Origin of the sequence: Pseudomonas sp. Je.1.5.c (assembly GCF_051129895.1) — a bacterium.
GTDB lineage: Bacteria > Pseudomonadota > Gammaproteobacteria > Pseudomonadales > Pseudomonadaceae > Aquipseudomonas > Aquipseudomonas urmiensis.
The window spans coordinates 75710-97529 of the sequence record NZ_JBCPSP010000006.1 but is presented as its reverse complement, the minus strand read 5'-3'; the positions used below and the strand labels follow the sequence as shown (position 1 = coordinate 97529).

Sequence of the window (21820 nt, the reverse complement as noted above, 5' to 3'; positions counted from 1 at the left end):
CTGCTTTGGAAGTATGCGCGATGCCCACTCCCACAGGGATAGCGCTGCTTTCGAAGGTATCGCGGTACTTGTGGGAGCGGGCTTGCCCGCGAAAAGGCCAACGCGCAGTCAGATAGCGATCAAGCCATCCGCCCGCAACAACGTCTCCAGGCAATGCTCGCTGACGCCATAGAACGCCTTGAGCTGGGCAATCTTCTGCAAAAGGGCAGTCGCATCCACCGGCTGCTTGCGCTTGACCGCAAGAATCATCTTGTTCTTGTTGGTGTGCTCCAGCGAGATGAACTCGAACACCTTGGTCTCGTAGCCACAGGCCTCCAGGTACAAGGCGCGCAGGCTGTCGGTGAGCATCTCGGCCTGTTGCCCCAGATGCAGGCCGTACTGCAACATTGGCTGCAACAAGCCTGGGCTCTGCAACTGCGGGCGTACCTGTTTGTGACAGCACGGCGAGCACATGATGATCGCCGCGTTGCAGCGAATACCGGTGTGGATGGCGTAGTCGGTGGCGATGTCACACGCGTGCAGGGCGATCATCACCTCGATGGCCTCGGGCACCACGCTGCGCACATCGCCGCACTCGAATACCAGGCCTGGATGCTCAAGACGCGCGGCGGCGGTGTTGCACAAGTCGACCATGTCCTGGCGCAATTCGACGCCAGTGACCTGCGCCTCGCGGCCCAGGGAGTTGCGCAGGTAATCATGCATGGCGAAGGTCAGGTAGCCCTTGCCCGAACCGAAGTCGGCAACCCGCAATGGCTGCGCCGCCGCCAGCGGGGCACTGGCCAGGGCATGGTCGAAGACTTCGATGAACTTGTTGATCTGCTTCCACTTGCGCGACATCGACGGGATCAGCGCGCCCTGGCCATCGGTCACCCCCAGATCGCGCAGGAACGGCCTGGAAAGCTCCAGGTAGCGTTTCTTCTCGCGGTCATGCCCAGCCGCAGGCGCGGCTTCGCGCGGAGCCTGCGCCACATGGCGCTGAAGCATCGGCTTGCCTTTTTTGCTGAAGGCCAGCTGCACTTCGCCGTCAGTAGTGAACAGGTGCGCATTGCGAAAGCTGTCCGGCAACAGCTCGGCGACCAGCGCTTGCACTTGCTCGACTGGCACGTTGCGGGTGATGTCGCGGGTTTGATGGCGGTAGACCAGCGACAGGCTTGGCTGGCCCTTGACCAACAGCGGCTTGGCGATGATCCGTTGCAGGCTCTGGTCGGCGCCAACGTGACGAGCGAGCACCAGCTTGCTCAGGCTGCCTTGCTCCAGGGCATCGGCCAGCAGGCGCAGGAATTGGCAACGCGCATCCGGCGCGGTGGAAGCGTAAGGGTTGGCGGACATGGGAACGGGGTGCCTCGAATTGCCGGGAGCGCTGCGCGCAATGGCGGGCATTCTACGTCGCTGGCAGCCTTGCGCGAAGGTTTTCTCGATGGGCGTGGCTCAGTCGAGGATCACCAAGCGGTTGGGCAATTCGTTGCGGCTATGGGTGGCCGGCAGCTGGCGGCTGAGCAGCTCACCGCAAGCATCGATGCATTCGACGAAGCCCTGCAAGGTCCGGCCCTGGCGCACCTGCTCGGTGAAACGGGCGACCAGCACGGCCCTAGCCTGGGCGTCCAGATGCTGTTCGATGCCTTTGTCAGCCAGGATCGCCACATAGTGCTCGGCCTCGCTGACGAAGATCAGCACGCCAGTAGCGCCAGCGGTACGCTGCAGGTTCAACTCGCGAAACTGCTGGCGCGCCAGGCCCGAGGCACGCCGATGGCGCAGCAGACGCGGGGTTACCAGGCTGGCCAGGCGGGCATTGCGCAGCAGCAGACACAGGCCGATGAACAGCACCACCTGGGCCACCAGCAACGCGCGCAAGCTCGGCCAATTGATCAGTAGATGCAGCACGGCAGGAATCACCAGCGCCAGCAGCGCCGCCCAGAACAGCGGCAGATAGGCATAGTCGTCGGCGCGGCGCGCCAGTACCGTCACAAGTTCCGCGTCGGTGCGCCGCTCGGCGCGGGCGATGGCCTCGGCAATCTGGCGTTGCTCGTATTGATTGAAAACGGTCATGCCATCGGTCTCTAACGTTCTTATAGTTGTTGTCCCGGCACGGGGCTGGCGCGAGTGTATCTCAACAACTGCGTGACATCAGGCATAATCCTCCGCTGCCGCTGCATCCTGCTGTAGGAATGATCGGAAAGATCGCCCTATCACCCAAGAACAACAGCCGCCCGACAACTTTAGGCCGCGCGCGTATCCCTGTGGATACGGCCCAGGCCACGACAATGGAATTGATGATGAAACTGTCTTCGCTGGGCCTGGCCATGGCCCTTGCCAGTCAGGCGGCCCTGGCCGCTAACTCCGCCCCGCCCCTGCAAGACAAGCAGGCGTTCATCGACCACCTGATCGGGCAGATGACCGTCGATGAGAAGATCGGCCAGCTGCGCCTGATCAGCATCGGCCCAGAGATGCCAAAGGAAAAGATCCGCGAGGAAATCGCCGCCGGACGCATTGGCGGCACCTTCAACTCGCGCACCGCGCCGGAAAACCGCCCGATGCAGGACGCCGCCATGCGCAGCCGGTTGAAGATCCCGATGTTCTTCGCCTACGACACTATCCATGGCGAGCGCACCATCTTCCCGATTAGCCTGGGCCTGGCCGCGACCTGGGACATGGACGCGATTGCCAAGGTCGGCCGTACCTCGGCCATCGAGGCCTCCGCCGATGCCCTGGACATGACCTTCGCACCCATGGTCGACATCGCCCGCGACCCGCGCTGGGGCCGCACCAGTGAAGGCTTCGGCGAAGACACCTACCTGACTTCGCGCATTGGCCAGGAGATGGTCAAGGGCTTCCAGGGATCGAGTGCGAAGAACCCCGACAGCATCATGGCCATCGTCAAGCACTTCGCCCTGTACGGCGCAGTGGAAGGCGGGCGCGACTACAACACGGTCGATATGAGCCTGCCGAAAATGTACAACGACTACCTGCCGCCCTACCGCGCCGCGCTTGATGCGGGTGCAGGTGGCGTGATGGTCGCGCTCAACTCGATCAACGGCGTGCCAGCCACCTCCAACACCTGGCTGATGAACGACCTGCTGCGCAAGGAGTGGGGCTTCAAGGGCGTGACCATCAGCGACCATGGCGCGATCCAGGAGCTGATCCGTCACGGCGTGGCCAAGGACGGGCGCGAAGCGGCCAAGCTGGCGATCAAGGCCGGCATCGACATGAGCATGAACGACACCCTGTATGGTGAAGAACTGCCCGGCCTGCTCAAGTCTGGCGAAGTGACCCAGGCCGAACTCGACCAGGCGGTGCGCGAGGTTCTGGGTGCCAAGTACGAGATGGGCCTGTTCGACAACCCGTACGTGCGTATCGGCAAGGCCGAGACCGATCTGAAGGACTATTACGCTAACGACCGACTGCACCGCGACGCCGCCCGCGATGTCGCCCGGCGCAGCCTGGTGTTGCTGGAAAACCGTAACCAGACCTTGCCGCTGAAGAAAACCGGCACCATCGCCCTGGTCGGCCCCCTGGCCGATGCACCGATCGACATGATGGGCAGCTGGGCCGCCGATGGCCGTCCCGAGCATTCCGTCACTGTGCGCGAAGGGCTGCGCCGCGCAGTCGGCGACAAGGCCAAGCTGATCTACGCCAAGGGCTCGAATGTCACTGGCGACAAGGCCATGTTTGATTACCTGAACTTCCTCAACTTCGACGCCCCGGAAATCGTCGACGACCTGCGCCCTGCCGCCGTGCTGATCGACGAGGCGGTCAAGGCCGCCAAGCAATCCGACGTGGTTGTTGCCGTGGTCGGTGAGTCGCGCGGCATGTCCCACGAGTCGTCAAGCCGCACCACCCTGGAAATTCCCGCGGTGCAACGCGAGCTGATCAAGGCACTGAAGGCCACCGGCAAGCCCCTGGTGCTGGTGCTGATGAACGGCCGCCCGCTGTCGATCGCCTGGGAACGAGACCAGGCCGATGCCCTGCTCGAAACCTGGTTCAGCGGCACCGAAGGCGGCAACGCCATCGCCGATGTGCTGTTTGGCGACTACAACCCGTCCGGCAAGCTGGCCATCACCTTCCCGCGTTCGGTCGGGCAGATCCCGATGTACTACAACCACCTGCGCATCGGCCGTCCGTTCACCCCTGGAAAGCCTGGCAACTACACCTCGCAGTACTTCGAGGAGCCTAATGGCCCGTTGTACCCGTTCGGCTATGGCCTGAGCTACAGCAGCTTCGAGCTGTCGGGGTTGAAGCTTGCCAGCACTCAGCTCAAGCGCGGCGACACCTTGCACGCCAAGGTGACCGTGAAGAACACCGGCAAGCGTGATGGCGAGACTGTGGTGCAGTTGTATCTGCAAGACGTCAGCGCTTCGATGAGCCGTCCGGTCAAGGAACTGAAGAACTTCCAGAAACTGATGCTCAAGGCGGGCGAATCGCGAACCTTGACCTTCAGCATCAGCGAAGAAGACCTGAAGTTCTACAATGGCCAGCTGCAGCGGGTGGCTGAGCCGGGCCAGTTCAATGTGCAGGTCGGGCTCGATTCCGAAGCGGTGCAGCAGCAGAGTTTCGAGTTGCTGTAAGCCTGTGCCGGAGCAAGGCGCCTGCGACGGGGTGCCTTCACCGGCCTCATCGCGGGGCAAGCCCGCGCCCACGCAGTCTCAACAGAAGGATACGCGTGGGAGCGGGCTTGCCCCGCGATGAGGCCGGCACACCTAGCACACCTCCAATAGATCTCAACAGCCCCAGGATCTGCACCATGCCTTCTTCGTTTCGCGCACTGCGCCTGGGCCTGATCGTGTTGCTGATTGTGGTCGGCACCGCTCTGAGCGCCGGCTGGGCCATGCATCAGGCCAAGCGCCAGTCGATGGAAACCGACGCCCGCCGTGCCGCCCAGCAATTGGGCTTGTACGCCAATTCTCTGCATACCCTGATCGAACGCTACCGCGCCCTGCCGGCGGTATTGGCACTGGACCCGGAACTGATCGCCGCCTTGCGTGGCCCGGTCAGCGAGCCGGTGCAAGATGCCCTCAACCGCAAGCTCGAACGCATCAACGGTGCGGCCAACTCCTCTACTCTTGAGTTGCTCGACCATACCGGCCTGGCGGTCGCCGCCAGCAACTGGCGCCTGCCGACCACCTATGTCGGCTCCAACTATGGCTTTCGCCCCTACTTCAAACAGACCCGCACCCAGGGCAGTGGCCGCTTCTACGCGGTCGGCGTGACCAGTGGCGTGCCAGGTTATTTCCTCTCAAGCGCGGTCAATGACGAGCAAGGGCGCTTTCTTGGCGCCATGGTGGTCAAGCTGGAGTTCCCCGAACTTGAGCGCGAATGGCGCCAGGGCAGCGATGTACTGTTGGTCAGCGATGCCCGCGGGATCATCTTCATCGCTAACCAGGACGGCTGGCGTTACCGTGAACTGGCGCCGCTGACGGGCGCCGACCGCGCAGAACTGGCCGAAACCCGTCAGTACGACAAGCAACCACTGGTCCCGCTGCAGCACCAGGTGTTGACGCGCTTCGATGGCAACAGCCACCTGAGCCGTGTGCAACGCCCGGATGGCCCGGTTGAATACCTGTGGCAAAGCCTGCCGCTGGAAGGCGAAGGCTGGACCTTGCACCTGCTACGCAAACCCCAGGTCAGTGAGGACGGGCGCAACGCCGCGCTGGCCGCCGCCGCGATCTGGCTGACCCTGGTGTTCGCCGCGCTGTTCGTCAGCCAGCGCCTGCGCCTGGCGCGCTTGCGCCAGCGCAGCCGTGAAGAGCTCAAGCGCCAGGTCGAAGAGCGCACCCGTGAACTGCGCACCGCCCAGGAGGGGCTGGTGCAGTCGGCCAAACTGGCGGCGCTGGGGCAGATGTCAGCAGCGCTGGCGCATGAGATCAACCAGCCGCTGACCACCCAACGCATGCAACTGGAAACCCTGCGCCTGCTGCTCGACCATGGCCGCCTCGATGAAGCGCGCCAAGCCCTGGAGCCGCTGGAGCAAATGCTCGCGCGCATGGCGGCGCTCACCGGCCACCTGAAGACCTTCGCCCGCAATAGCCCTGGTGGGCTGCGCGAACGCCTGGACCTGGCCAATGTGGTCGACCAGGCCCTGCATCTATTGGACGCCCGCATCCGCAGCGATGAAGTCGAAGTGGCGCTGTACCTGGCCCGCCCGGCCTGGGTGCGCGGTGATGCGATCCGCCTGGAGCAGGTGCTGATCAACCTGCTGCGCAATGCCCTCGACGCCATGGCCGACAAACGCTACAAACGCCTGGAGATCCGCATCGAAACTGACAACGGCCAGTGGCGCCTGAGCGTGCTCGACTCCGGTGGCGGTATCGATGAAACCGACTTGGCCAAGGTCTTCGACCCGTTCTTCACCACCAAGCCGGTGGGCGAAGGCCTCGGCCTGGGCCTGGCGATCTCCTATGGCATCGTCCATGATGCCGGCGGCCAGTTGCAGGTCGAGAACCTGCCTGGCGGCGCACGCTTTAGCCTGACCCTGCCTCGCGATCTGGAGCCGGTATGTTGAATTCAGTGATCGTCGTCGATGATGAAGCCAGTATCCGCACCGCGGTCGAACAGTGGCTGAGCCTGTCGGGCTTCAGGGTGCAGCTGTTCGCCCGTGCCGAGGAGTGCCTGGCGCAACTGCCGGCGCACTTCCCAGGGGTGATCATCAGCGATGTGCGCATGCCAGGGATGGGCGGTTTGCAGTTGCTTGAACAGTTACACGCACAAGACCCCGACCTGCCAGTGATACTGCTCACCGGCCACGGTGATGTGCCGATGGCGGTGGAAGCCATGCGCAACGGCGCTTATGACTTTCTGGAAAAGCCCTTCACGCCCCAGCACTTGCTGGGCAGCCTGCGCCGCGCCCTGGAAAAGCGCCAACTGGTGCTGGAGAACCGCCGCCTGCACGAACAGGCCGACCTCAAGGCGCGTTTGGAGAGCACGCTGCTGGGCATGTCCCAGGGCCTGCAGCAACTGCGCCGACAGGTGCTGGACCTGGCCAGCCTGCCGGTCAATGTGCTGATTCGAGGGGAAACCGGCAGCGGCAAGGAGCGTGTGGCGCGCTGCCTGCACGACTTCGGGCCGCGCGCCGACAAGCCGTTCGTGGCGCTCAATTGCGCAGCGATCCCGGAAGCGTTGTTCGAAGCCGAACTGTTTGGCCATGAAAGCGGCGCCTTCACCGGTGCTCAGGGCAAACGCATCGGCAAGCTGGAATACGCCAACGGCGGCACGGTGTTTCTCGACGAAATCGAGAGCATGCCGTTGGCCCAACAGGCCAAGCTGCTGCGGGTGATCCAGGAGCAGAAGCTCGAACGCCTGGGCGCGAACCAAAGCATCAATGTCGACCTGAGAATTATCGCCGCAACCAAACCGGATCTGCTGGAAGAAGCCCGCGCCGGGCGCTTCCGGGAAGACCTGGCCTATCGCTTGAACGTCGCCGAACTGCGCCTGGCACCGCTGCGCGAACGGCGAGAAGACATCCCGCTGCTGTTCGAGTTTTTCGCCCGCACCAGCGCCGAGCGCTTGAACCGCAGCGCACCTGCGCTATCCGGGGCACAGTTGGCGCAATTGTTGGCCCACGATTGGCCGGGCAATGTCCGCGAGCTGGCCAATGCCGCAGAACGCCATGCCTTGGGGCTGGGGGCGTCCAGTGCCGAGCAGAGCCACGGCGGGCCATCGTTGGTCGAACAGATGGAAGCCTTCGAGGCGCAATGCCTGCGCGCCGCCCTGCGCCAGCATAAGGGTGAAATCAAGGGCGTGATGGAAACCCTGCAACTGCCACGGCGGACGTTGAACGAGAAGATGCAGCGCCATGGTCTGATTCGAGAAGATTTCATTGAGCGCGAATAGGCGGATTTTTGCCTATTTCATCTTTAAGATAAGCGGATATCCGCTCATTTAAGGCGATTTACCTGAACGGTGGTGGCGCACGGCACGCATTGTGCGACAACAAGCCGCAGCCTCAATCGCCTCGTGCAAGGCCTTGGTTACGCGGTTTCACTGTTTTTTGCGGGAGCGCACGACACCATGGTGCGCCCCCAAATGGATCGCCCTGCACCCATCTGGCACACCTTCTGCAAACACCTGTGCAAGCGCACCCCAGCGCGCTCCACAAAAACAACGAGAAGGTTACCTCTGATGGATAACGCCACCTCCCTGCCAACCGGGGCGGCCATAGCGCCTGCCGCGGAAAAAACCACCGCCAGCCGTCTCAAGTCGATTTTCAGCGGCTCGATCGGCAACATGGTCGAGTGGTACGACTGGTACGTCTACGCTGCATTCTCGCTGTACTTCGCCAAGGCCTTCTTCCCCGCTGGCGACACCACCGCACAACTGCTCAACACCGCCGCAATTTTCGCCGTGGGCTTCCTGATGCGCCCAATCGGCGGCTGGCTGATGGGCCTGTACGCCGACCGCAAGGGCCGCAAAGCGGCATTGATGGCCTCGGTCCTGCTGATGTGCGCAGGCTCGCTGGTCATCGCCCTGACCCCGGGCTATGAAACCATCGGCGTCGCCGCCCCGATCCTGCTGGTACTTGCGCGCTTGCTGCAAGGCCTGTCGGTGGGCGGTGAATACGGCACCTCGGCTACCTACCTCAGCGAAATGGCCAGCAAGGAGCGTCGTGGCTTCTTCTCAAGCTTCCAGTACGTGACGCTGATCTCTGGCCAGCTCATTGCCCTGGCAGTGCTGATCATTCTGCAGAACACCCTGACCACCGAAGAGCTGTACGCCTGGGGCTGGCGTGTACCGTTCGTGATCGGCGCGCTGTGCGCAGTGGTCGCGCTGTACCTGCGTCGTGGCATGGAAGAGACTGCCTCCTTCACCAAGAAAGAGAAGTCCAAGGAAAGCCTGATGCGCACCCTGATGCGCCATCCCAAGGAGCTGCTGACCGTAGTCGGCCTGACCATGGGCGGTACCCTGGCCTTCTACACCTACACCACCTACATGCAGAAGTACCTGGTCAACACCGTGGGCATGAGCATCAGTGACTCGACCACCATTTCGGCGGCTACGTTGTTCCTGTTCATGTGCCTGCAACCGGTGATTGGCGGCCTGTCCGACAAGATTGGCCGGCGCCCGATCCTGATCGCCTTCGGCGTGCTCGGCACCCTGTTCACCGTACCGATCCTCAGCACCCTGCACACCATCACCACCTGGTGGGGCGCGTTCTTCCTGATCATGGCGGCGCTGATCATCGTCAGCGGCTACACCTCGATCAACGCCGTGGTCAAAGCCGAGCTGTTCCCTACTGAAATCCGCGCCCTGGGCGTGGGCCTGCCGTACGCGCTGACCGTGTCGATCTTCGGCGGCACCGCCGAGTACGTGGCGCTGTGGTTCAAGAGCGTCGGCATGGAGAGCGGCTTCTACTGGTACGTCACCGGCTGCATCGCGTGCTCGCTGCTGGTCTACGCGACCATGAAAGACACCAAGACCCACTCGCGGATCACGACCGACTGATCCTGCTCGGGCTGTAACCAGAAAGGGGCGCACCGTCAGACGGTGCGCCCCTTTTGCATTTGGGCAGTTCGCTTTTGGGGTAAACCCGCTCTCACAGAGTCCAAACGATGTGGCAAACCTGTGAAGCCGCTATAGCTCGACGAACGGTCTGAGCGTTAATTACTCATTAATCCCCCGCCGTCATCCTGACATTGCTGACCAACCTGCCAAGAAATCACTCCCCCGGGTAAATGACCTCGGGAATTCCCAGGCATTCAAACAAACATCGATAAATACGATTATTAAACCCAGATATTTGCGCTTTTTAATCAAATTAATCGGCGTAACATTAAACCCATAGAAACAAACAACCCAACGACTCACCGGAGCAACGACCATGAAAAACAAACTGATCCTGACCCTGGCTCTCTCTGTACTGGCTACTGGCGCCTTCGCCGAAGACGGTTTTGACCGCACCACCGCCCACAACTTCGCCACCGCTCAAACCCAGTCGGCAGCCTATGCAGAAGATGGTTTTGACCGCACTGGCGGCGCACGCTTCGCCGAAGATGGCTTCGATCGCACTGGCGGCGCACGCTTCGCCGAAGACGGCTTCGACCGCACTGGCGGCGCACGCTTCGCTGAAGATGGCTTCGACCGCACTGGCGGCGCACGCTTCGCCGAAGATGGCTTCGATCGCACTGGCGGCGCACGCTTCGCCGAAGACGGTTTCGATCGCACCAACGCCCACCGCATCAGCTGATTGCTGATGCTCACACCCAGCCCGGCTTCGGTCGGGCTTAATCATTTCCAGCAAGGCTCAGGCTTGGCACACTAGGCGCCTCGTCCATCCCAGAGGAAGGGCCCCGGCCCTGAGCAGATGTACTACTACGAACCCGCCAAAGGCCACGGCCTGCCCCACGACCCGTTCAACGCCATCGTCGGCCCTCGACCCATCGGCTGGATCTCTTCGCAAGACCGCGAAGGCCGCCTGAACCTGGCGCCATACAGCTTCTTCAACGCCTTCAATTACATTCCACCGATCATCGGTTTCTGCAGTGTCGGGCGCAAAGACAGCCTGAACAATATCGAGCAGACCGGCGAATTCGTCTGGAACCTGGCCACTCGGCCACTGGCCGAGCAGATGAACCAAAGCTGCGCAGCAGTCGCTGCGGAAGTCGATGAGTTCGTCTTGAGTGGCCTGACGCCAACGGCATCGCGGTTGGTCGGCGTGCCGCGGGTGGGTGAAAGCCCGGTCGCCTTCGAATGCAAGGTCAGCCAGATCGTCCAGCTCAAACGCGCTGACCAGGAGCTGGTGCCCAGCTGGCTGATCCTCGGTGAAGTAGTGGCGGTGCACATCGCCGAGCATCTGCTCAAAGACGGCATCTACGACACCGCTGCCGGCGAGCCGATCCTGCGCGGCGGCGGCCCGCAGGACTACTTCGAACTGGGCAACCTGTTCAAGATGGGCCGGCCCCAGGTCAACGGCTGATCACCAGATCAGCTCGCCCTCTTCGCTCACCCCTTGCAGGCGTTCAAGCTCGGCGCAGGCGGCCTCATCGGCCGCTATCGCGCCTTTGAACACCTGGCCATCGAGCACCTTGTGAAAGCGCGGGGTGCCCATGCCGTTCAATGCCTTCACGGCAATCGCCGCGTTATAACCACCACCTTCTACGGGGACCATCGCCGAAACCGCTTCGAAGTGGGGGAACTCTCTACGTGCCATCGTGCAATCCAGTCTGGGTAAAAGTGCGCATTCTAACCCGAGCCCTGGTCACTGAAGGTATGCAGATCGAGGCTGGCGACCACATGCGCCTGCACCAGCTCACCAAACAGATCGAGATTAGGCGAGGCAAAATAGCCACTCATCGCCTGCTGATCGCGCCAGCTGCCGCTGAGCAGCCACAGGTCGTCATCCGCTTGCGAGCGCTGCACGCTGAAACTCAGGCAGCCGGGCATGCGCAGCGATGGCTCGAGCAGGTCACGCAGGCGCACGCCGAGTTCCGCCGAACGACCGTTGCTGGCACGGATAAAAGCCAAGTGAGTGACCGGTTGGCGTTGGGTCATGAACGATCTCCTTGAAGCGGGGCGGACGGAAAAACCAGGCTGGCCAGCGTAGGGCCTGGCCCGCGCGCGCCGTTAGGCCATTACTGCACGCCGATTGCCTGATCCTGCCACGCTGCAGGATCAGGCAATCGACGTGCAGTAATCGACTAGCGCCGCGGCTTGCCCAAACCTATCCTGCTGGTCACTACATAGGATCCACGCCATGACCACGCCAGCGACCCTCGAACCGACTTTGGAGACCCTGCGCCAGGAGCTTTCCGGGCTGATCCTGCGCCACACCGCCGAGACCAATGGGGTTGAATCGGTGATCGACGGCTTGTTCCTGAGTCGCTATGAGGAGAATGTGCGCGGTATGCCTGCCCTGGCGCAGCCAGCCCTGTGCATCCTTGCCCAGGGTAACAAGACGCTGTTTCTCGGCGATGAACGCTACACCTACGACCCCCTGCACTACATGGTGGTCTCGGTGACCTTGCCAATAACCGGGGCAATGCTTGATGCCTGCCCAGAGAATCCATGCCTGGGCCTGCGCCTGGACATCGACCCGGCCGAAATTAGCCAGCTCATCGCCCAAAGCGGCCCGATGCTGGTGCCCAGCATGCCGTCGGGGCGCGGACTGTTCGTCGAACGCAGCGACGTGACCTTGCTCGATGCGCTGCTGCGCCTGGTGCGGCTACTCGACTCGCCAAGAGATATCGCAGTGCTTGCGCCATTGGTTCGTCGCGAGCTGCTGTACCGCGTATTGCGTGGTCCCCAAGGTCATCGCCTGTATGAAATAGCCTTGGCCAACAGCCAGACCCACCGGGTATGCCAGGCCATTGCCTGGCTCAACCAGCATTACCAGCAACCGCTGCGCATCGAGGACCTGGCGCGTGAGGTCAACCTGAGTACCTCGACCCTGCATCACCGTTTCAAGGCCGTGACCTCAATGAGCCCGTTGCAGTATCAAAAGCAACTGCGCCTGCAAGAAGCGCGGCGGCTGATGCTCAATGATGGGATAGAAGCAGCGGTGGCGGGCTATCGGGTGGGCTACGAGAGCCCGTCGCAGTTCAGCCGCGAGTACAGCCGCCTGTATGGCGCCCCGCCGATTCGGGATGTGGCCAGGCTGAGGGCCAGCGCCAACTGACTACTGTTGCGTAGCACTGTCCTGCTTGCGTCGGTGGCGGCCTCTTCGCGGGCAAGCCCGCTCCCACAAGGACCGCGCTGCTCTATGTCGCAGCGCTGTACATGTTTCCCCAGACCACCTCCCACAGGCAAACGCTGCCCTGTGGTCCAACGCTGTACCTGTGGGAGCGGGCTTGCCCGCGAACGAGGGCGCAGCCCTCGCAGCGGTCGTCAGCCCTGCACAGCCTGCTGCCACTGCGCCTGATCCACCTGGATCAAGGTCGGCCCCTTACGCTCGACAGCGCTAGCCAACGCCGCCTGCAATTGCGCCACATCCGCCACATCCTCAGCCGCCGCACCCAACGCCCGCGCCACGCCGATAAAATCCGGCGTATGAATATCCACGCCCACCGGCTCAATCGCCCGATTGACCATGTACTTCTTGATTTCCTCATAGCCCTGGTTATTCCACAGCAGCACGATCAGCGGCACCTGCGCTTCCACCGCGCTGGCCAGCTCCGGCAGGGTGAATTGCAGGCCACCATCGCCGATCAGGCACACTGCGGGCGAGCGCTGGCTGACCTGCTCGGCGCTACCGAGCCAGGCGCCCATGGCCGCTGGCAAGGCGTAGCCAAGCGTCCCGTAGCCAGTGGAGGCATTGAACCAGCGGCGCGGCTGATCAAGGTCCAGGGTCAGATTGCCGGTGTACACCGGTTGGGTCGAGTCGCCGACCAGGATCGCCCGGGGCAACGTTTGCAGGACCGCCGTCAACAGGCGCGTCTGACTCAGGGTCGGCTGATCCCAACCAGCCGCCAACGCCTGGCGCAACTGACCCACCCGGGCCACCCCCCACTGCGCCTCAAGCACCGCTGGCGGCTGCGCCTGCAACGCAGCGAGCAACGCCCCTGTCGCTTGTTGGGCGTCGGCCACCAGCGCCAGCTCAGGCAAGTAATTGCGAACTGTCTGGTCAGGGTCGATGTCGATCCGCAGCAAGCTGCCGGGAATCTCGAAGCCACCCTTGAAGGTCACGTCGTAATCGGTCTCGGCCAACTCGGTGCCGATTGCCAGCACCACATCGGCCTCGGCCACCAACGCGCGGGTGGCGGACAGCGATTGGGTCGAGCCGATCTGCAGCGAGTGAGCGGCTGGCAGCAGGCCCTTGGCATTGATGGTCAGCGCCACCGGGGCCTGCAAGTGTTCGGCGAGAGCGGTCACTTCCACCCCTGCGGCCAGTGCGCCACCGCCAGCGAGGATCAGTGGCCGGCGGGCCTTGGCCAGGCGTTCGGCCATCAGCGTTACAGTCGAAGGTGATGCAGCGGCGCGGCTGGTACGCACCGGCCGCCCTGGTAGCAAGTGATCGGCTGGCTCGACCAGCACATCCAGCGGGATCTCGATATGCACCGGACGCGGCCGCCCCCCCTCGAACACCGCGAAAGCCCGCGCCAGCACGTGCGGCAGGTCATCTGCACACATCAGGGTATGAGAGAACGCCGCCACCCCGGCAACCAGCGCAGACTGATTAGGCAGCTCGTGCAACTTGCCACGCCCACCACCGAGCGAGTCGCGCGACTGCACGCTGGAGATCACCAGCATCGGGATCGAATCGGCATAGGCCTGGCCCATGGCGGTGGTGATGTTGGTCATGCCAGGGCCGGTGATGATGAAGCACACCCCAGGCTTGGCGCGGGTGCGCGCGTAGCCGTCGGCCATGAACCCTGCGCCCTGCTCGTGGCGCGGAGTGATATGGCGGATGGATGAGCCAGCAAGTCCGCGATAGAGCTCCACGGTATGCACGCCGGGGATGCCGAAGACATGGTCCACGCCATAGCCTTCGAGCAGTTTGACCAATACTTCGCCACAGGTTGCCATCGTTCGATACCCAGCTTTGTTGTTGAAATCAGGGCTCATTGGAACCAAGCAGCCGGTATCGCCACAATGCAAAAAAACACATACTAGCCATGTCCTCAGATCATGGCTGACTGCGATGAAACGCCTCCCTCCCCTGCCTGCACTGCACACGTTTCTGGTCACTGCCCAGCACTGCAACTTCACCCGTGCGGCGCAGCAGTTGCACATCACTCAAGGTGCGGTCAGTCGGCAGATCGCCAGCCTCGAAGAGCACTTGGGCTATGCCCTGTTCCAGCGCCAGGCGCGCGGCCTGAGCCTGACCCGCGAAGGCCAGGACTGGCTGCCGCGGGTGCAGCAGGTGTTTGCCTTGATCGACCAAGGTGTGCGTGAAGTGGGCGGGCGCAGCGCCTCCCTGCAACTCAAAGCGCCAACCTGCGTGATGCGCTGGCTACTGCCGTGCCTAATGGAGTGGCAGGCCCTGCGTCCGGATGTGCCGGTGGAGCTGACCACCACCGTGCAGCATGGGGTGGATTTTCGTCGCGAAGGGTTCGATGCGGCGGTGGTCTACGGCAATGCGCCCAATCATGGGCTGCGGGTGCGCAAGCTGTTCGATGAGCAGTTGACCCCGGTGTGCGCACCGTCCTTGCTAGATGGATCAGTGCCGTTGGCTCAGCTTGAAGATCTGGCTGGGCACATGCTCCTGCACCCTTCGCGCGACGAGCATGACTGGCGGCTGTGGTTGCAGGCGGCGGGAGCAGGGTTCGATCTGCACGGCCCGCGCCAGCACTTCGAAACCCTGGACATGGCGATGGCCATGGCCTCGCAGGGCACTGGCGTGGCGATTGGCGACTGGGCGCTGATTGGGGATGACCTACGCAGCGGCCGGTTGTGCATGCCGTTTGGCTTGAAGGTGATGACGGGGAAGGCGTATTACCTGGCAAGCCCAGCCAAGAGCCCCCCTGCGGGGTTGATCGAGTTGCTGGATTGGCTGGAACAACGTGCCAGCCAGTGATGCGCTGCTAGATGGCCCGTTATGGGGCCGCTTTGCGGCCCCAGCACTCAGTACCCGACCGTAAAGCGCTGCCGCGAATGCGCCGGTTTCTCCAGCTCATCAAGCATGGCAATGGCGTAATCGGCGAAGCTGATCCAGCTTTTGCCATCCGCCCCGATCAGCAGATGATCCTTGCCCAATTGGTAATGCCCACTGCGCGGCCCTTCGACAAACTCCGCCGACGGCGACAGGAACGTCCAATCCAGGTTCTGCTCCTGACGCAGCGTTTCAAGAAAACGCACCCCAGCCGTAGCTTCAGCCTTGTAAGCCTCAGGGAAATCCGGGCTATCGATCACCCGATGCCCCGACGGCAACAGCAGGCTACCTGCCCCACCCACCACCAGCAGCCGCTTGACCCCGGCACGCTTGACCGGCTCGATGATCGCACGCGGTTCGAGGGTGGAGAAGTGCGCCGCGCTCAGCACCGCGTCGACCCCAGCCACAGCCTGCTGCAACGCTGCACTGTCCTTGGCATCCAGGGCCTTTACAGTAACGCCCTCGCGCCCTTGCAACGCGGACGGATCACGGGCGATGGCCACGACACTGTGACCACGGCGCAGGGCCTCTTCCAGCAACTGGCTGCCAGCCCGTCCGGTAGCACCGATAATTGCGATCTTGCTCATGGGAAACACTCCATCAGGTTGAAAGGGATTACCACTTCATCTCGCCCTTGGCGACCTTGGCGCTGAGCTCCAACGAGCTTTCGTCGGCAAGGTCTGGGTAACGCGCTTTCATGGCTGCGATCAGCGCGTTGGCATCCTTGGCCTTCGCGGTTTCGCTGTCGAAGGCACGAATGTAGTTGGCAGTGAAGCGCACCGCGTCCAGCGATTGGCTGCTTTTGCCCAGATAGTGACCAGGGATCACCGTGCGCGGAGCCAACTGCTCGATGCGTTGCAGCGTCGCCAGCCAGTCGGCGTGGGATTGCGTGGTCTGGGTATCGGCCATCCACACGTGAATATGCTCGGCCACCACCACGCCACCGACCACCGCCTTGATCGACGGAATCCAGACGAAACTGCGATCAGGCTGCGGGCCGTCCAGGCCGATGATCTGCAGCGCCTGCCCTTCCAGCTCAAGGCTGTCACCTTGCAGCACTTGCGGAACGACCAGACGCGTGGGCTGATCAGCGCCCATCTGCGGCCCCCAATAGGCTAGCTTGGCATCCATGGTCTTGCGGATATGCGCCACGGTGGCCGCAGAGGCCACCACCCGCGCCTTGGGGAAGGCTGCGGTCAGGGTCTGCAGGCCAAAGTAATAGTCCGGGTCGCCATGGCTGATATAGATCGTGGTCAAGCGCTTGTCGCTGGCCCGCAGGCGTTGTACCACTTGCTCGGCCTGGGCCTTGCCGAACTGAGCGTCGACCAGAATCGCCTCATGCTCGCCACTGACGATCACCGAACTGACTGGAAAGATCGCCTCATGACCTGGGTTATAGACCTCAAGCTGCAAAGGCTCGGCAGCCAGTACGGGGCCTGCGAGTGCTGCGCACGCCAGCAACACGCTGCGCAAGGGGGTAAGAAATGACATTGGCTGATCCTGTGAATGGTCGATGCAGGACAGCTTAGTTGCCCGATCCATTACAAAAAATGCGATGCTGCTACATAGTTTGTTTCCAAAATCGAGCAGATCATGGACCGTCTTAACGCCATGCGCGTGTTTGTCACCGTCGTCGACCTGGGTAGCCAGTCGGCAGCTGCGGATCATCTGCAGATGTCCAGGCCAGTAGTGTCGCGCTATCTGGCAGAACTGGAAGACTGGGTCGGCGCACGCCTGATGCAGCGCACCACGCGCAAACTCAGCCTGACCGCCGCTGGCCAGGAGACGCTGCCGCGCTGCCGGCAAATGCTGGAGTTGGCGGGCGACCTGCAAAGCGCCGTGCGCCAGCCGGACGATGCGCCACGCGGGGAGCTGCGCATTAGCGTCAGTACGTCATTTGGCCAAGCGCAACTGGTCGATGCAGTAGCGGAGTATGTGGGCTTGTTTCCAGGGGTTAAGGTCGAGCTGCAGATGCTCGATCGCACGGTCAATCTGGTCGACGAGCGCATCGACTTGGCGATTCGTACCAGCAACGACCTTGATCCCAACCTGATCGCCCGCCGCCTGACGGTCTGCCGCTCTGTGGTCTGCGCCGCCCCCGCTTACCTGCAAACCCATGGCGTACCGCAACAGGTGGAGGAGTTGAGCCAACACAATTGCCTGACCCATGCCTATTTCGGCCATAGCCTGTGGCATTTCGAAGTGGATGGCCGTCAGCTCGCCGTGCCGGTGCAAGGCAATATCAGCGCCAACGAAGCCATGACCTTGCAGAAGGCCGCGCTGGCCGGCGCAGGCATCGCCATGCTGCCGACTTACCAGGCAGCTTGCGCCCTCAAAAAGGGCGAACTGCTGCGCTTGCTGCCGCAGGCCAAGCCCCGGGAGCTGAACCTGAATGCGGTCTATACCTCGCGCAAGCACATGCCGGCGACCTTGCGCAGCATGCTCGATTTTCTTGCTCAGCGTTTCAAGGATGAGCCGCAGTGGGATAGCGGCATTTAGGCCGCCACTGCCTACCAAGTGATCAGACTGACCTATGCTTGTAGTTACCACCTGTCGCTGTTGAAGGAGGTAAGCTCGATGAGCATAAGAACAAGAAGATGCGCCGTGGCCTTCGCCTTGGTCGCGGTCGCAGGCCTCTATGGCTCGGCCTGCTGGCGAGTCGAACTGCTACGCAACCAGCCCAACTCGGCGGCCAGTTGCGCCCAGGAGCACTGCGTTCCCCACACCGCGACCCTGAGCGCCGTCAGATAAGCCGACGGCAGCCTGCCGTTACTCTTCGACGCTCATGTATTCCTTGGCCCAGCGGATGTAGTCCTCAGGCTGGGTGTAGGTGTGCGAAAGCTCGGTAGCGCTGAGGTTCTCGGACTTGTTCTGCTGGCCACGCTGCAAGCGCAGGCAATCATAGGTCGCCTTGATCGCGGCAAAGTAGGCGGCGTGCCCATCGACCACGATCCGCACCCCCAGGCGCGCCAGACGCTCGTCGTCACGCAGATTCGGGTTGCCGTAGCTGACCAGCATCAGCGGCACGCTCAAGTGCTCGGCAATCTGCTCCAGGTGATCGAAGTCCTTCACCCCGACCATGCAGATCGCATCGGCGCCGGCCTTCTGGTAGCTCTGCGTGCGCACGATGATTTCTTCGGTGGTGAGCACCCCGGCGTTGGTGCGGGCGATGATCGACAGCGACGAATCGACCCGTGCCTCGATGGCTGCGCGCACCTTGCCAACACCCTCTTCCACTGAAATCAGGTCAGTCGACTTACGGCCAAACTGTGCTGGCAACAGGGTGTCTTCAATGGTCAGCGCGGCCACACCGGCGCGCTCGAGCTCGATCACCGTGCGCATCACGTTCAGCGCATTGCCATAGCCATGGTCGGCGTCAGCCATCACTGGCAACTGGGCAACACGGCCGATGCGGGTGGCCTGTTCGACGAACTCGCTCAGGGTGATCAGGGCGAAGTCAGGCGCGGCCAGCACCTGCAGCGAAGCGACCGAACCGCCAAGGATGCCCACCTCAAAACCGAGGTCGGCGGCGATGCGTGCGGACATCGGGTCAAAGACCGAGGCGGTGTGATAGCACGAGCCTGAGGCGAGCAGTTTACGGAAGGCAAAACGCAGATCTTGGTGGGAAGCCTTGGGCATGATCACTCCGCAATAACGTTGAAATTGAACTGGCTGACAACCGACCCCGAAATTGGGTCTACCTGACCTGTTCCAACCGTCGCCATCTGGGCGGTCATGCTCGACATGCAGGCAGAGGAATAAAAGGCGTGGGATACAGCGACCGGAAAATCTGCGGCAAAATGATGCACCAAGCTGGTGCAAACCCCTGATTTCAGCCTCTGCGGCCCGGCCACGATATCACGCAGCCATGCACATCCGGGTGAAAGGGCTAATGCCGATCTTGCATAGGGAATGCACATACTACATAGGAAGCTACCTAAGTCAGGTTACACTTGGCCAGCGTGAGCAGCCCGCGATCCGGCTGTTTTCAATTACAAGGTATGACCGTGACCGCCGCCCTGCCCCCCGCCGTCCTGCGCAGTGTCCTCAGCGCCCTGATGCTGGCGATCTTTCTCGGTGCCCTGGACCAGACCATCGTCGCCGTCTCGCTGCCAGCGATCTCGGCCCAGTTCAACGATGTCGGACTGCTGGCCTGGGTGATTTCTGGCTACATGGTGGCGATGACCGTGGCCGTGCCGATCTACGGCAAACTCGGCGATCTGTATGGCCGTCGGCGGATGATCCTCACCGGCACCGCGCTATTCACCCTCGCCTCGGTGTTTTGCGCGTTGGCGCAGAACATCGAGCAGCTGGTCTTGGCCAGGGTGCTGCAAGGGGTCGGCGCAGGCGGCATGGTCTCGGTCAGCCAGGCGATCATCGGTGACTACGTGGCGCCGCGCGAGCGTGGCCGCTATCAGGGCTACTTCAGCAGCATGTACGCGCTGGCCAGCGTGGCCGGGCCGGTGTTTGGTGGCTGGCTAACCGAGTACCTGTCCTGGCACTGGGTGTTCTGGATCAACCTGCCGCTGGGCCTGGCGGCGCTCTGGGTGATCAACCGCGCCTTGCGCGGCATGCCAGTCAAGCGCCGTGAAGCACAAGTGGATTACCTCGGGGCGGTGCTACTGATTATTGGCCTGGGCAGTCTGTTGCTTGGCATTACCCTGGTCGGTCAGGGACATGCCTGGCTGTCCACGCCCGTGTTGGCGCTGTTCGGCTGCGCCCTGCTGGGGTTGCTGCTGTTCATTGGCCATGAGCGCCGTTGCCAGGAGCCGCTGCTGCCCCTCTCGCTGTTCAGCAATCGGGTCGCTGTGCTGTGCTGGGTGGTGATCTTCTTCGCCAGCTTCCAGTCGATTTCCCTGACCATGCTGATGCCGCTGCGTTACCAAGGCATTACCGGCGCGGGCGCCGATAGCGCGGCCCTGCACCTGCTGCCATTGGCCATGGGGCTGCCGATGGGAGCGTTTGGCGGCGGCCGGCTGACCAGCCTGACTGGCCGCTACAAGCCGCAGATTCTTGCCGGCGCGGTATTGATGCCGCTGGCGATTTTCGCCATGGCCCTCACCCCGCCGCAGTCGGGGTTACTCAGCGCTGTGTTCATGCTGCTGGTGGGCATTGCCTGCGGTTTGCAATTTCCGACCTCGCTGGTGGGTACGCAAAGCTCGGTGCAGATCAAGGACATTGGCGTTGCCACCAGCACCACCAATCTGTTCCGCTCGCTGGGCGGCGCGATGGGCGTTGCCTGTATGTCCAGCCTGATGCTGGCGCTGCTGCACGATGGCGGGTTTGCGTTGCTGGGTAATCCGCTACTGGGCAGTTTGCAGGCGGGGGATGCAGACCCAGCGACCCAGGCGCGGCTGCTGGAGATGTTCAAGCAGTTGTTGATCGGCAGCGCAGCGGTGGCCGTGTTGGGCTTGTTCGCGGCGATCGGTTTGCCGGATCGGCAATTGCGCGGGCATTGAGCTGGCATTGCAGGACGAGGTGGTTGGACGGGCACTATCGCGGGGCAAGCCCGCTCCCACGCTTCCCAGCAGGGGCCAGCAGCGTGGGAGCGGGCTTGCCCCGCGATAGCGTCAGTTCGGCCGGCCCATTAACTGTCCCTTAATACAACCGGGCAACACTTCCTCACAATCCTTAACAAAGTGTCATTTGCGCATGCCAGGGCTCAAGCGCAGCATATCCAGCCCGGTATCGACCCATTGCTCGGCGTTGGCCAGCAGGTCGAAGCTGTCCGGCAGCAACAACCAGCGGCCAATCAACCCGTCTACATAGGCGAACAGGGCGATGGCGGCACGCTCCACATCCAGATCCGCAGGTAACTGTTCACGGCGTACTGCATTGGCCAACGCGAGGGTGATGCCCTCATGGCAATCAAGGATCGCGCCTTGGCGCTGCTGACGAATTTCACACATCTCATCGGTGAACTCGCACTTGTGATGCAGGATTTCATTGATACGCCGGGTTCGGGCGTCCAGCACCAACTCGGTAAAGACCTGCAGCAACAGCTTGCGCATGCAGCCGAGCGGGTCTACTTCATCTTCGCTCTCGCTGGCGCGAGCCAGGTGGTCGTGGGTTTCGTGCAGGCTGTCAAGCAGCGCCTGGACCAACTCCGCCTTGTTGTTGAAGTGCCAGTAGATCGCCCCACGGGTGACCCCCGCAAGCTCCGCGATGTCGGCCAGGGTAGTTCGCGCAACCCCGCGCTTATAGAAGGCCTTTTCCGCCGCCTCGATGATCTGGGCGCGGGTTTCCTGGGCTTCCTCTTTGGTTCGACGGACCATGGCAGCACAACCTCATCAGGGCCCAGCCGCT

The 21820-nt window shown here is 62.5% G+C and carries 20 protein-coding genes; 11 read left to right on the top strand and 9 right to left on the bottom strand.

Annotated features, from left to right (window positions below):
• Window positions 1-108 precede the first annotated feature (108 nt).
• Together AAZU54_RS07400 and AAZU54_RS07395 are read right to left on the bottom strand one after the other, a co-directional pair.
• On the bottom strand, window positions 109-1329 hold the full coding sequence (locus AAZU54_RS07400) for a class I SAM-dependent methyltransferase (RefSeq protein ID WP_434726914.1): 1221 nt from the start codon (window positions 1327-1329) through the stop codon (window positions 109-111).
• 99 nt (window positions 1330-1428) lie between these two features.
• A complete protein-coding gene (locus AAZU54_RS07395; protein ID WP_405129538.1) occupies window positions 1429-2046 on the bottom strand; it encodes a TPM domain-containing protein in 618 nt (205 codons plus the stop codon).
• A gap of 224 nt (window positions 2047-2270) precedes the next feature.
• Here AAZU54_RS07395 and bglX point away from each other — a divergent pair, with 224 nt between their 5' ends.
• From bglX to AAZU54_RS07365, 6 genes are all read left to right on the top strand, one after another.
• Window positions 2271-4562 carry a beta-glucosidase BglX gene (gene bglX / locus AAZU54_RS07390; protein WP_392464614.1) on the top strand — a complete coding sequence of 764 codons (2292 nt, stop codon included), beginning with the start codon at window positions 2271-2273 and terminating at the stop codon, window positions 4560-4562.
• Window positions 4563-4738: 176 nt separating this feature from the next.
• Entirely contained in the window at window positions 4739-6496 is a 1758-nt protein-coding gene (locus AAZU54_RS07385) for a sensor histidine kinase (protein ID WP_186553968.1), read from the top strand.
• Entirely contained in the window at window positions 6490-7824 is a 1335-nt protein-coding gene (locus AAZU54_RS07380; RefSeq protein ID WP_434726913.1) for a sigma-54-dependent transcriptional regulator, read from the top strand. The genes AAZU54_RS07385 and AAZU54_RS07380 overlap by 7 nt, the downstream gene beginning before the upstream one ends.
• Before the next feature lie 288 nt (window positions 7825-8112).
• Entirely contained in the window at window positions 8113-9432 is a 1320-nt protein-coding gene (locus AAZU54_RS07375; protein WP_186553966.1) for an MFS transporter, read from the top strand.
• 376 nt (window positions 9433-9808) lie between these two features.
• Window positions 9809-10174 carry a heme utilization protein gene (locus AAZU54_RS07370; RefSeq protein ID WP_186553965.1) on the top strand — a complete coding sequence of 122 codons (366 nt, stop codon included), beginning with the start codon at window positions 9809-9811 and terminating at the stop codon, window positions 10172-10174.
• A 117-nt stretch (window positions 10175-10291) separates the two neighbouring features.
• Window positions 10292-10903, top strand: coding sequence for a flavin reductase family protein (locus AAZU54_RS07365; protein WP_186553964.1), 612 nt, complete (start codon window positions 10292-10294; stop codon window positions 10901-10903).
• Here AAZU54_RS07365 and AAZU54_RS07360 read toward each other — a convergent pair whose 3' ends face one another.
• Both AAZU54_RS07360 and AAZU54_RS07355 read right to left on the bottom strand, forming a co-directional pair.
• Window positions 10904-11137, bottom strand: a complete 234-nt coding sequence (locus tag AAZU54_RS07360) for a hypothetical protein (RefSeq protein WP_186553963.1) — start codon at window positions 11135-11137, stop codon at window positions 10904-10906.
• Between the two features lie 32 nt (window positions 11138-11169).
• Window positions 11170-11478, bottom strand: a complete 309-nt coding sequence (locus tag AAZU54_RS07355; protein ID WP_186553962.1) for an antibiotic biosynthesis monooxygenase family protein — start codon at window positions 11476-11478, stop codon at window positions 11170-11172.
• A gap of 202 nt (window positions 11479-11680) precedes the next feature.
• Between AAZU54_RS07355 and AAZU54_RS07350 the strand changes: the two genes are divergently transcribed.
• Window positions 11681-12601, top strand: coding sequence for an AraC family transcriptional regulator (locus AAZU54_RS07350; protein WP_186553961.1), 921 nt, complete (start codon window positions 11681-11683; stop codon window positions 12599-12601).
• A 209-nt stretch (window positions 12602-12810) separates the two neighbouring features.
• Here the strand turns inward: AAZU54_RS07350 and AAZU54_RS07345 are convergent, their stop codons facing one another.
• Window positions 12811-14448, bottom strand: coding sequence for a 5-guanidino-2-oxopentanoate decarboxylase (locus AAZU54_RS07345; RefSeq protein WP_434726912.1), 1638 nt, complete (start codon window positions 14446-14448; stop codon window positions 12811-12813).
• Between the two features lie 115 nt (window positions 14449-14563).
• Here AAZU54_RS07345 and AAZU54_RS07340 point away from each other — a divergent pair, with 115 nt between their 5' ends.
• Window positions 14564-15439: a LysR substrate-binding domain-containing protein gene (locus tag AAZU54_RS07340; protein ID WP_434726911.1), complete on the top strand. Its 876-nt coding sequence runs from the start codon at window positions 14564-14566 to the stop codon at window positions 15437-15439.
• Between the two features lie 47 nt (window positions 15440-15486).
• Here AAZU54_RS07340 and AAZU54_RS07335 read toward each other — a convergent pair whose 3' ends face one another.
• Together AAZU54_RS07335 and AAZU54_RS07330 are read right to left on the bottom strand one after the other, a co-directional pair.
• Window positions 15487-16101: an NAD(P)-dependent oxidoreductase gene (locus AAZU54_RS07335; protein WP_186553958.1), complete on the bottom strand. Its 615-nt coding sequence runs from the start codon at window positions 16099-16101 to the stop codon at window positions 15487-15489.
• A 28-nt stretch (window positions 16102-16129) separates the two neighbouring features.
• Complete coding sequence (locus AAZU54_RS07330; protein ID WP_434726910.1) at window positions 16130-17005, bottom strand: MBL fold metallo-hydrolase; 876 nt, start codon at window positions 17003-17005, stop codon at window positions 16130-16132.
• 102 nt (window positions 17006-17107) lie between these two features.
• Here AAZU54_RS07330 and AAZU54_RS07325 point away from each other — a divergent pair, with 102 nt between their 5' ends.
• Together AAZU54_RS07325 and AAZU54_RS07320 are read left to right on the top strand one after the other, a co-directional pair.
• Complete coding sequence (locus tag AAZU54_RS07325) at window positions 17108-18013, top strand: LysR family transcriptional regulator (RefSeq protein ID WP_434726909.1); 906 nt, start codon at window positions 17108-17110, stop codon at window positions 18011-18013.
• 78 nt (window positions 18014-18091) lie between these two features.
• Window positions 18092-18265, top strand: coding sequence for a hypothetical protein (locus AAZU54_RS07320; RefSeq protein WP_217838537.1), 174 nt, complete (start codon window positions 18092-18094; stop codon window positions 18263-18265).
• An 18-nt stretch (window positions 18266-18283) separates the two neighbouring features.
• On the opposite strand, the gene AAZU54_RS07315 is transcribed toward AAZU54_RS07320, so the two are convergent.
• On the bottom strand, window positions 18284-19153 hold the full coding sequence (locus tag AAZU54_RS07315) for an isocitrate lyase/PEP mutase family protein (RefSeq protein WP_186553955.1): 870 nt from the start codon (window positions 19151-19153) through the stop codon (window positions 18284-18286).
• Window positions 19154-19521: 368 nt separating this feature from the next.
• On the opposite strand from AAZU54_RS07315, the gene AAZU54_RS07310 reads away from it, so the two are divergent.
• On the top strand, window positions 19522-20973 hold the full coding sequence (locus AAZU54_RS07310; RefSeq protein WP_405129543.1) for an MDR family MFS transporter: 1452 nt from the start codon (window positions 19522-19524) through the stop codon (window positions 20971-20973).
• 183 nt (window positions 20974-21156) lie between these two features.
• On the opposite strand, the gene AAZU54_RS07305 is transcribed toward AAZU54_RS07310, so the two are convergent.
• Window positions 21157-21789 (bottom strand): TetR family transcriptional regulator, encoded by a 633-nt coding sequence (locus AAZU54_RS07305; protein ID WP_186553953.1) that lies wholly within the window; start codon window positions 21787-21789, stop codon window positions 21157-21159.
• Window positions 21790-21820: the final 31 nt, after the last annotated feature.

Coding starts and splice junctions, on each gene's coding strand:
- AAZU54_RS07320 (WP_217838537.1), top strand. CDS start 18,092: ATGAGCATAAGAACAAGAAGATGCGCCGTGGCCTTCGCCTTGGTCGCG.
- AAZU54_RS07335 (WP_186553958.1), bottom strand. CDS start 16,101: ATGAGCAAGATCGCAATTATCGGTGCTACCGGACGGGCTGGCAGCCAG.
- bglX (WP_392464614.1), top strand. CDS start 2,271: ATGATGAAACTGTCTTCGCTGGGCCTGGCCATGGCCCTTGCCAGTCAG.
- AAZU54_RS07330 (WP_434726910.1), bottom strand. CDS start 17,005: ATGTCATTTCTTACCCCCTTGCGCAGCGTGTTGCTGGCGTGCGCAGCA.
- AAZU54_RS07355 (WP_186553962.1), bottom strand. CDS start 11,478: ATGACCCAACGCCAACCGGTCACTCACTTGGCTTTTATCCGTGCCAGC.
- AAZU54_RS07345 (WP_434726912.1), bottom strand. CDS start 14,448: ATGGCAACCTGTGGCGAAGTATTGGTCAAACTGCTCGAAGGCTATGGC.
- AAZU54_RS07395 (WP_405129538.1), bottom strand. CDS start 2,046: ATGACCGTTTTCAATCAATACGAGCAACGCCAGATTGCCGAGGCCATC.
- AAZU54_RS07375 (WP_186553966.1), top strand. CDS start 8,113: ATGGATAACGCCACCTCCCTGCCAACCGGGGCGGCCATAGCGCCTGCC.
- AAZU54_RS07305 (WP_186553953.1), bottom strand. CDS start 21,789: ATGGTCCGTCGAACCAAAGAGGAAGCCCAGGAAACCCGCGCCCAGATC.
- AAZU54_RS07370 (WP_186553965.1), top strand. CDS start 9,809: ATGAAAAACAAACTGATCCTGACCCTGGCTCTCTCTGTACTGGCTACT.
- AAZU54_RS07360 (WP_186553963.1), bottom strand. CDS start 11,137: ATGGCACGTAGAGAGTTCCCCCACTTCGAAGCGGTTTCGGCGATGGTC.
- AAZU54_RS07325 (WP_434726909.1), top strand. CDS start 17,108: ATGGACCGTCTTAACGCCATGCGCGTGTTTGTCACCGTCGTCGACCTG.
- AAZU54_RS07350 (WP_186553961.1), top strand. CDS start 11,681: ATGACCACGCCAGCGACCCTCGAACCGACTTTGGAGACCCTGCGCCAG.
- AAZU54_RS07380 (WP_434726913.1), top strand. CDS start 6,490: ATGTTGAATTCAGTGATCGTCGTCGATGATGAAGCCAGTATCCGCACC.
- AAZU54_RS07365 (WP_186553964.1), top strand. CDS start 10,292: ATGTACTACTACGAACCCGCCAAAGGCCACGGCCTGCCCCACGACCCG.
- AAZU54_RS07315 (WP_186553955.1), bottom strand. CDS start 19,153: ATGCCCAAGGCTTCCCACCAAGATCTGCGTTTTGCCTTCCGTAAACTG.
- AAZU54_RS07385 (WP_186553968.1), top strand. CDS start 4,739: ATGCCTTCTTCGTTTCGCGCACTGCGCCTGGGCCTGATCGTGTTGCTG.
- AAZU54_RS07400 (WP_434726914.1), bottom strand. CDS start 1,329: ATGTCCGCCAACCCTTACGCTTCCACCGCGCCGGATGCGCGTTGCCAA.
- AAZU54_RS07340 (WP_434726911.1), top strand. CDS start 14,564: ATGAAACGCCTCCCTCCCCTGCCTGCACTGCACACGTTTCTGGTCACT.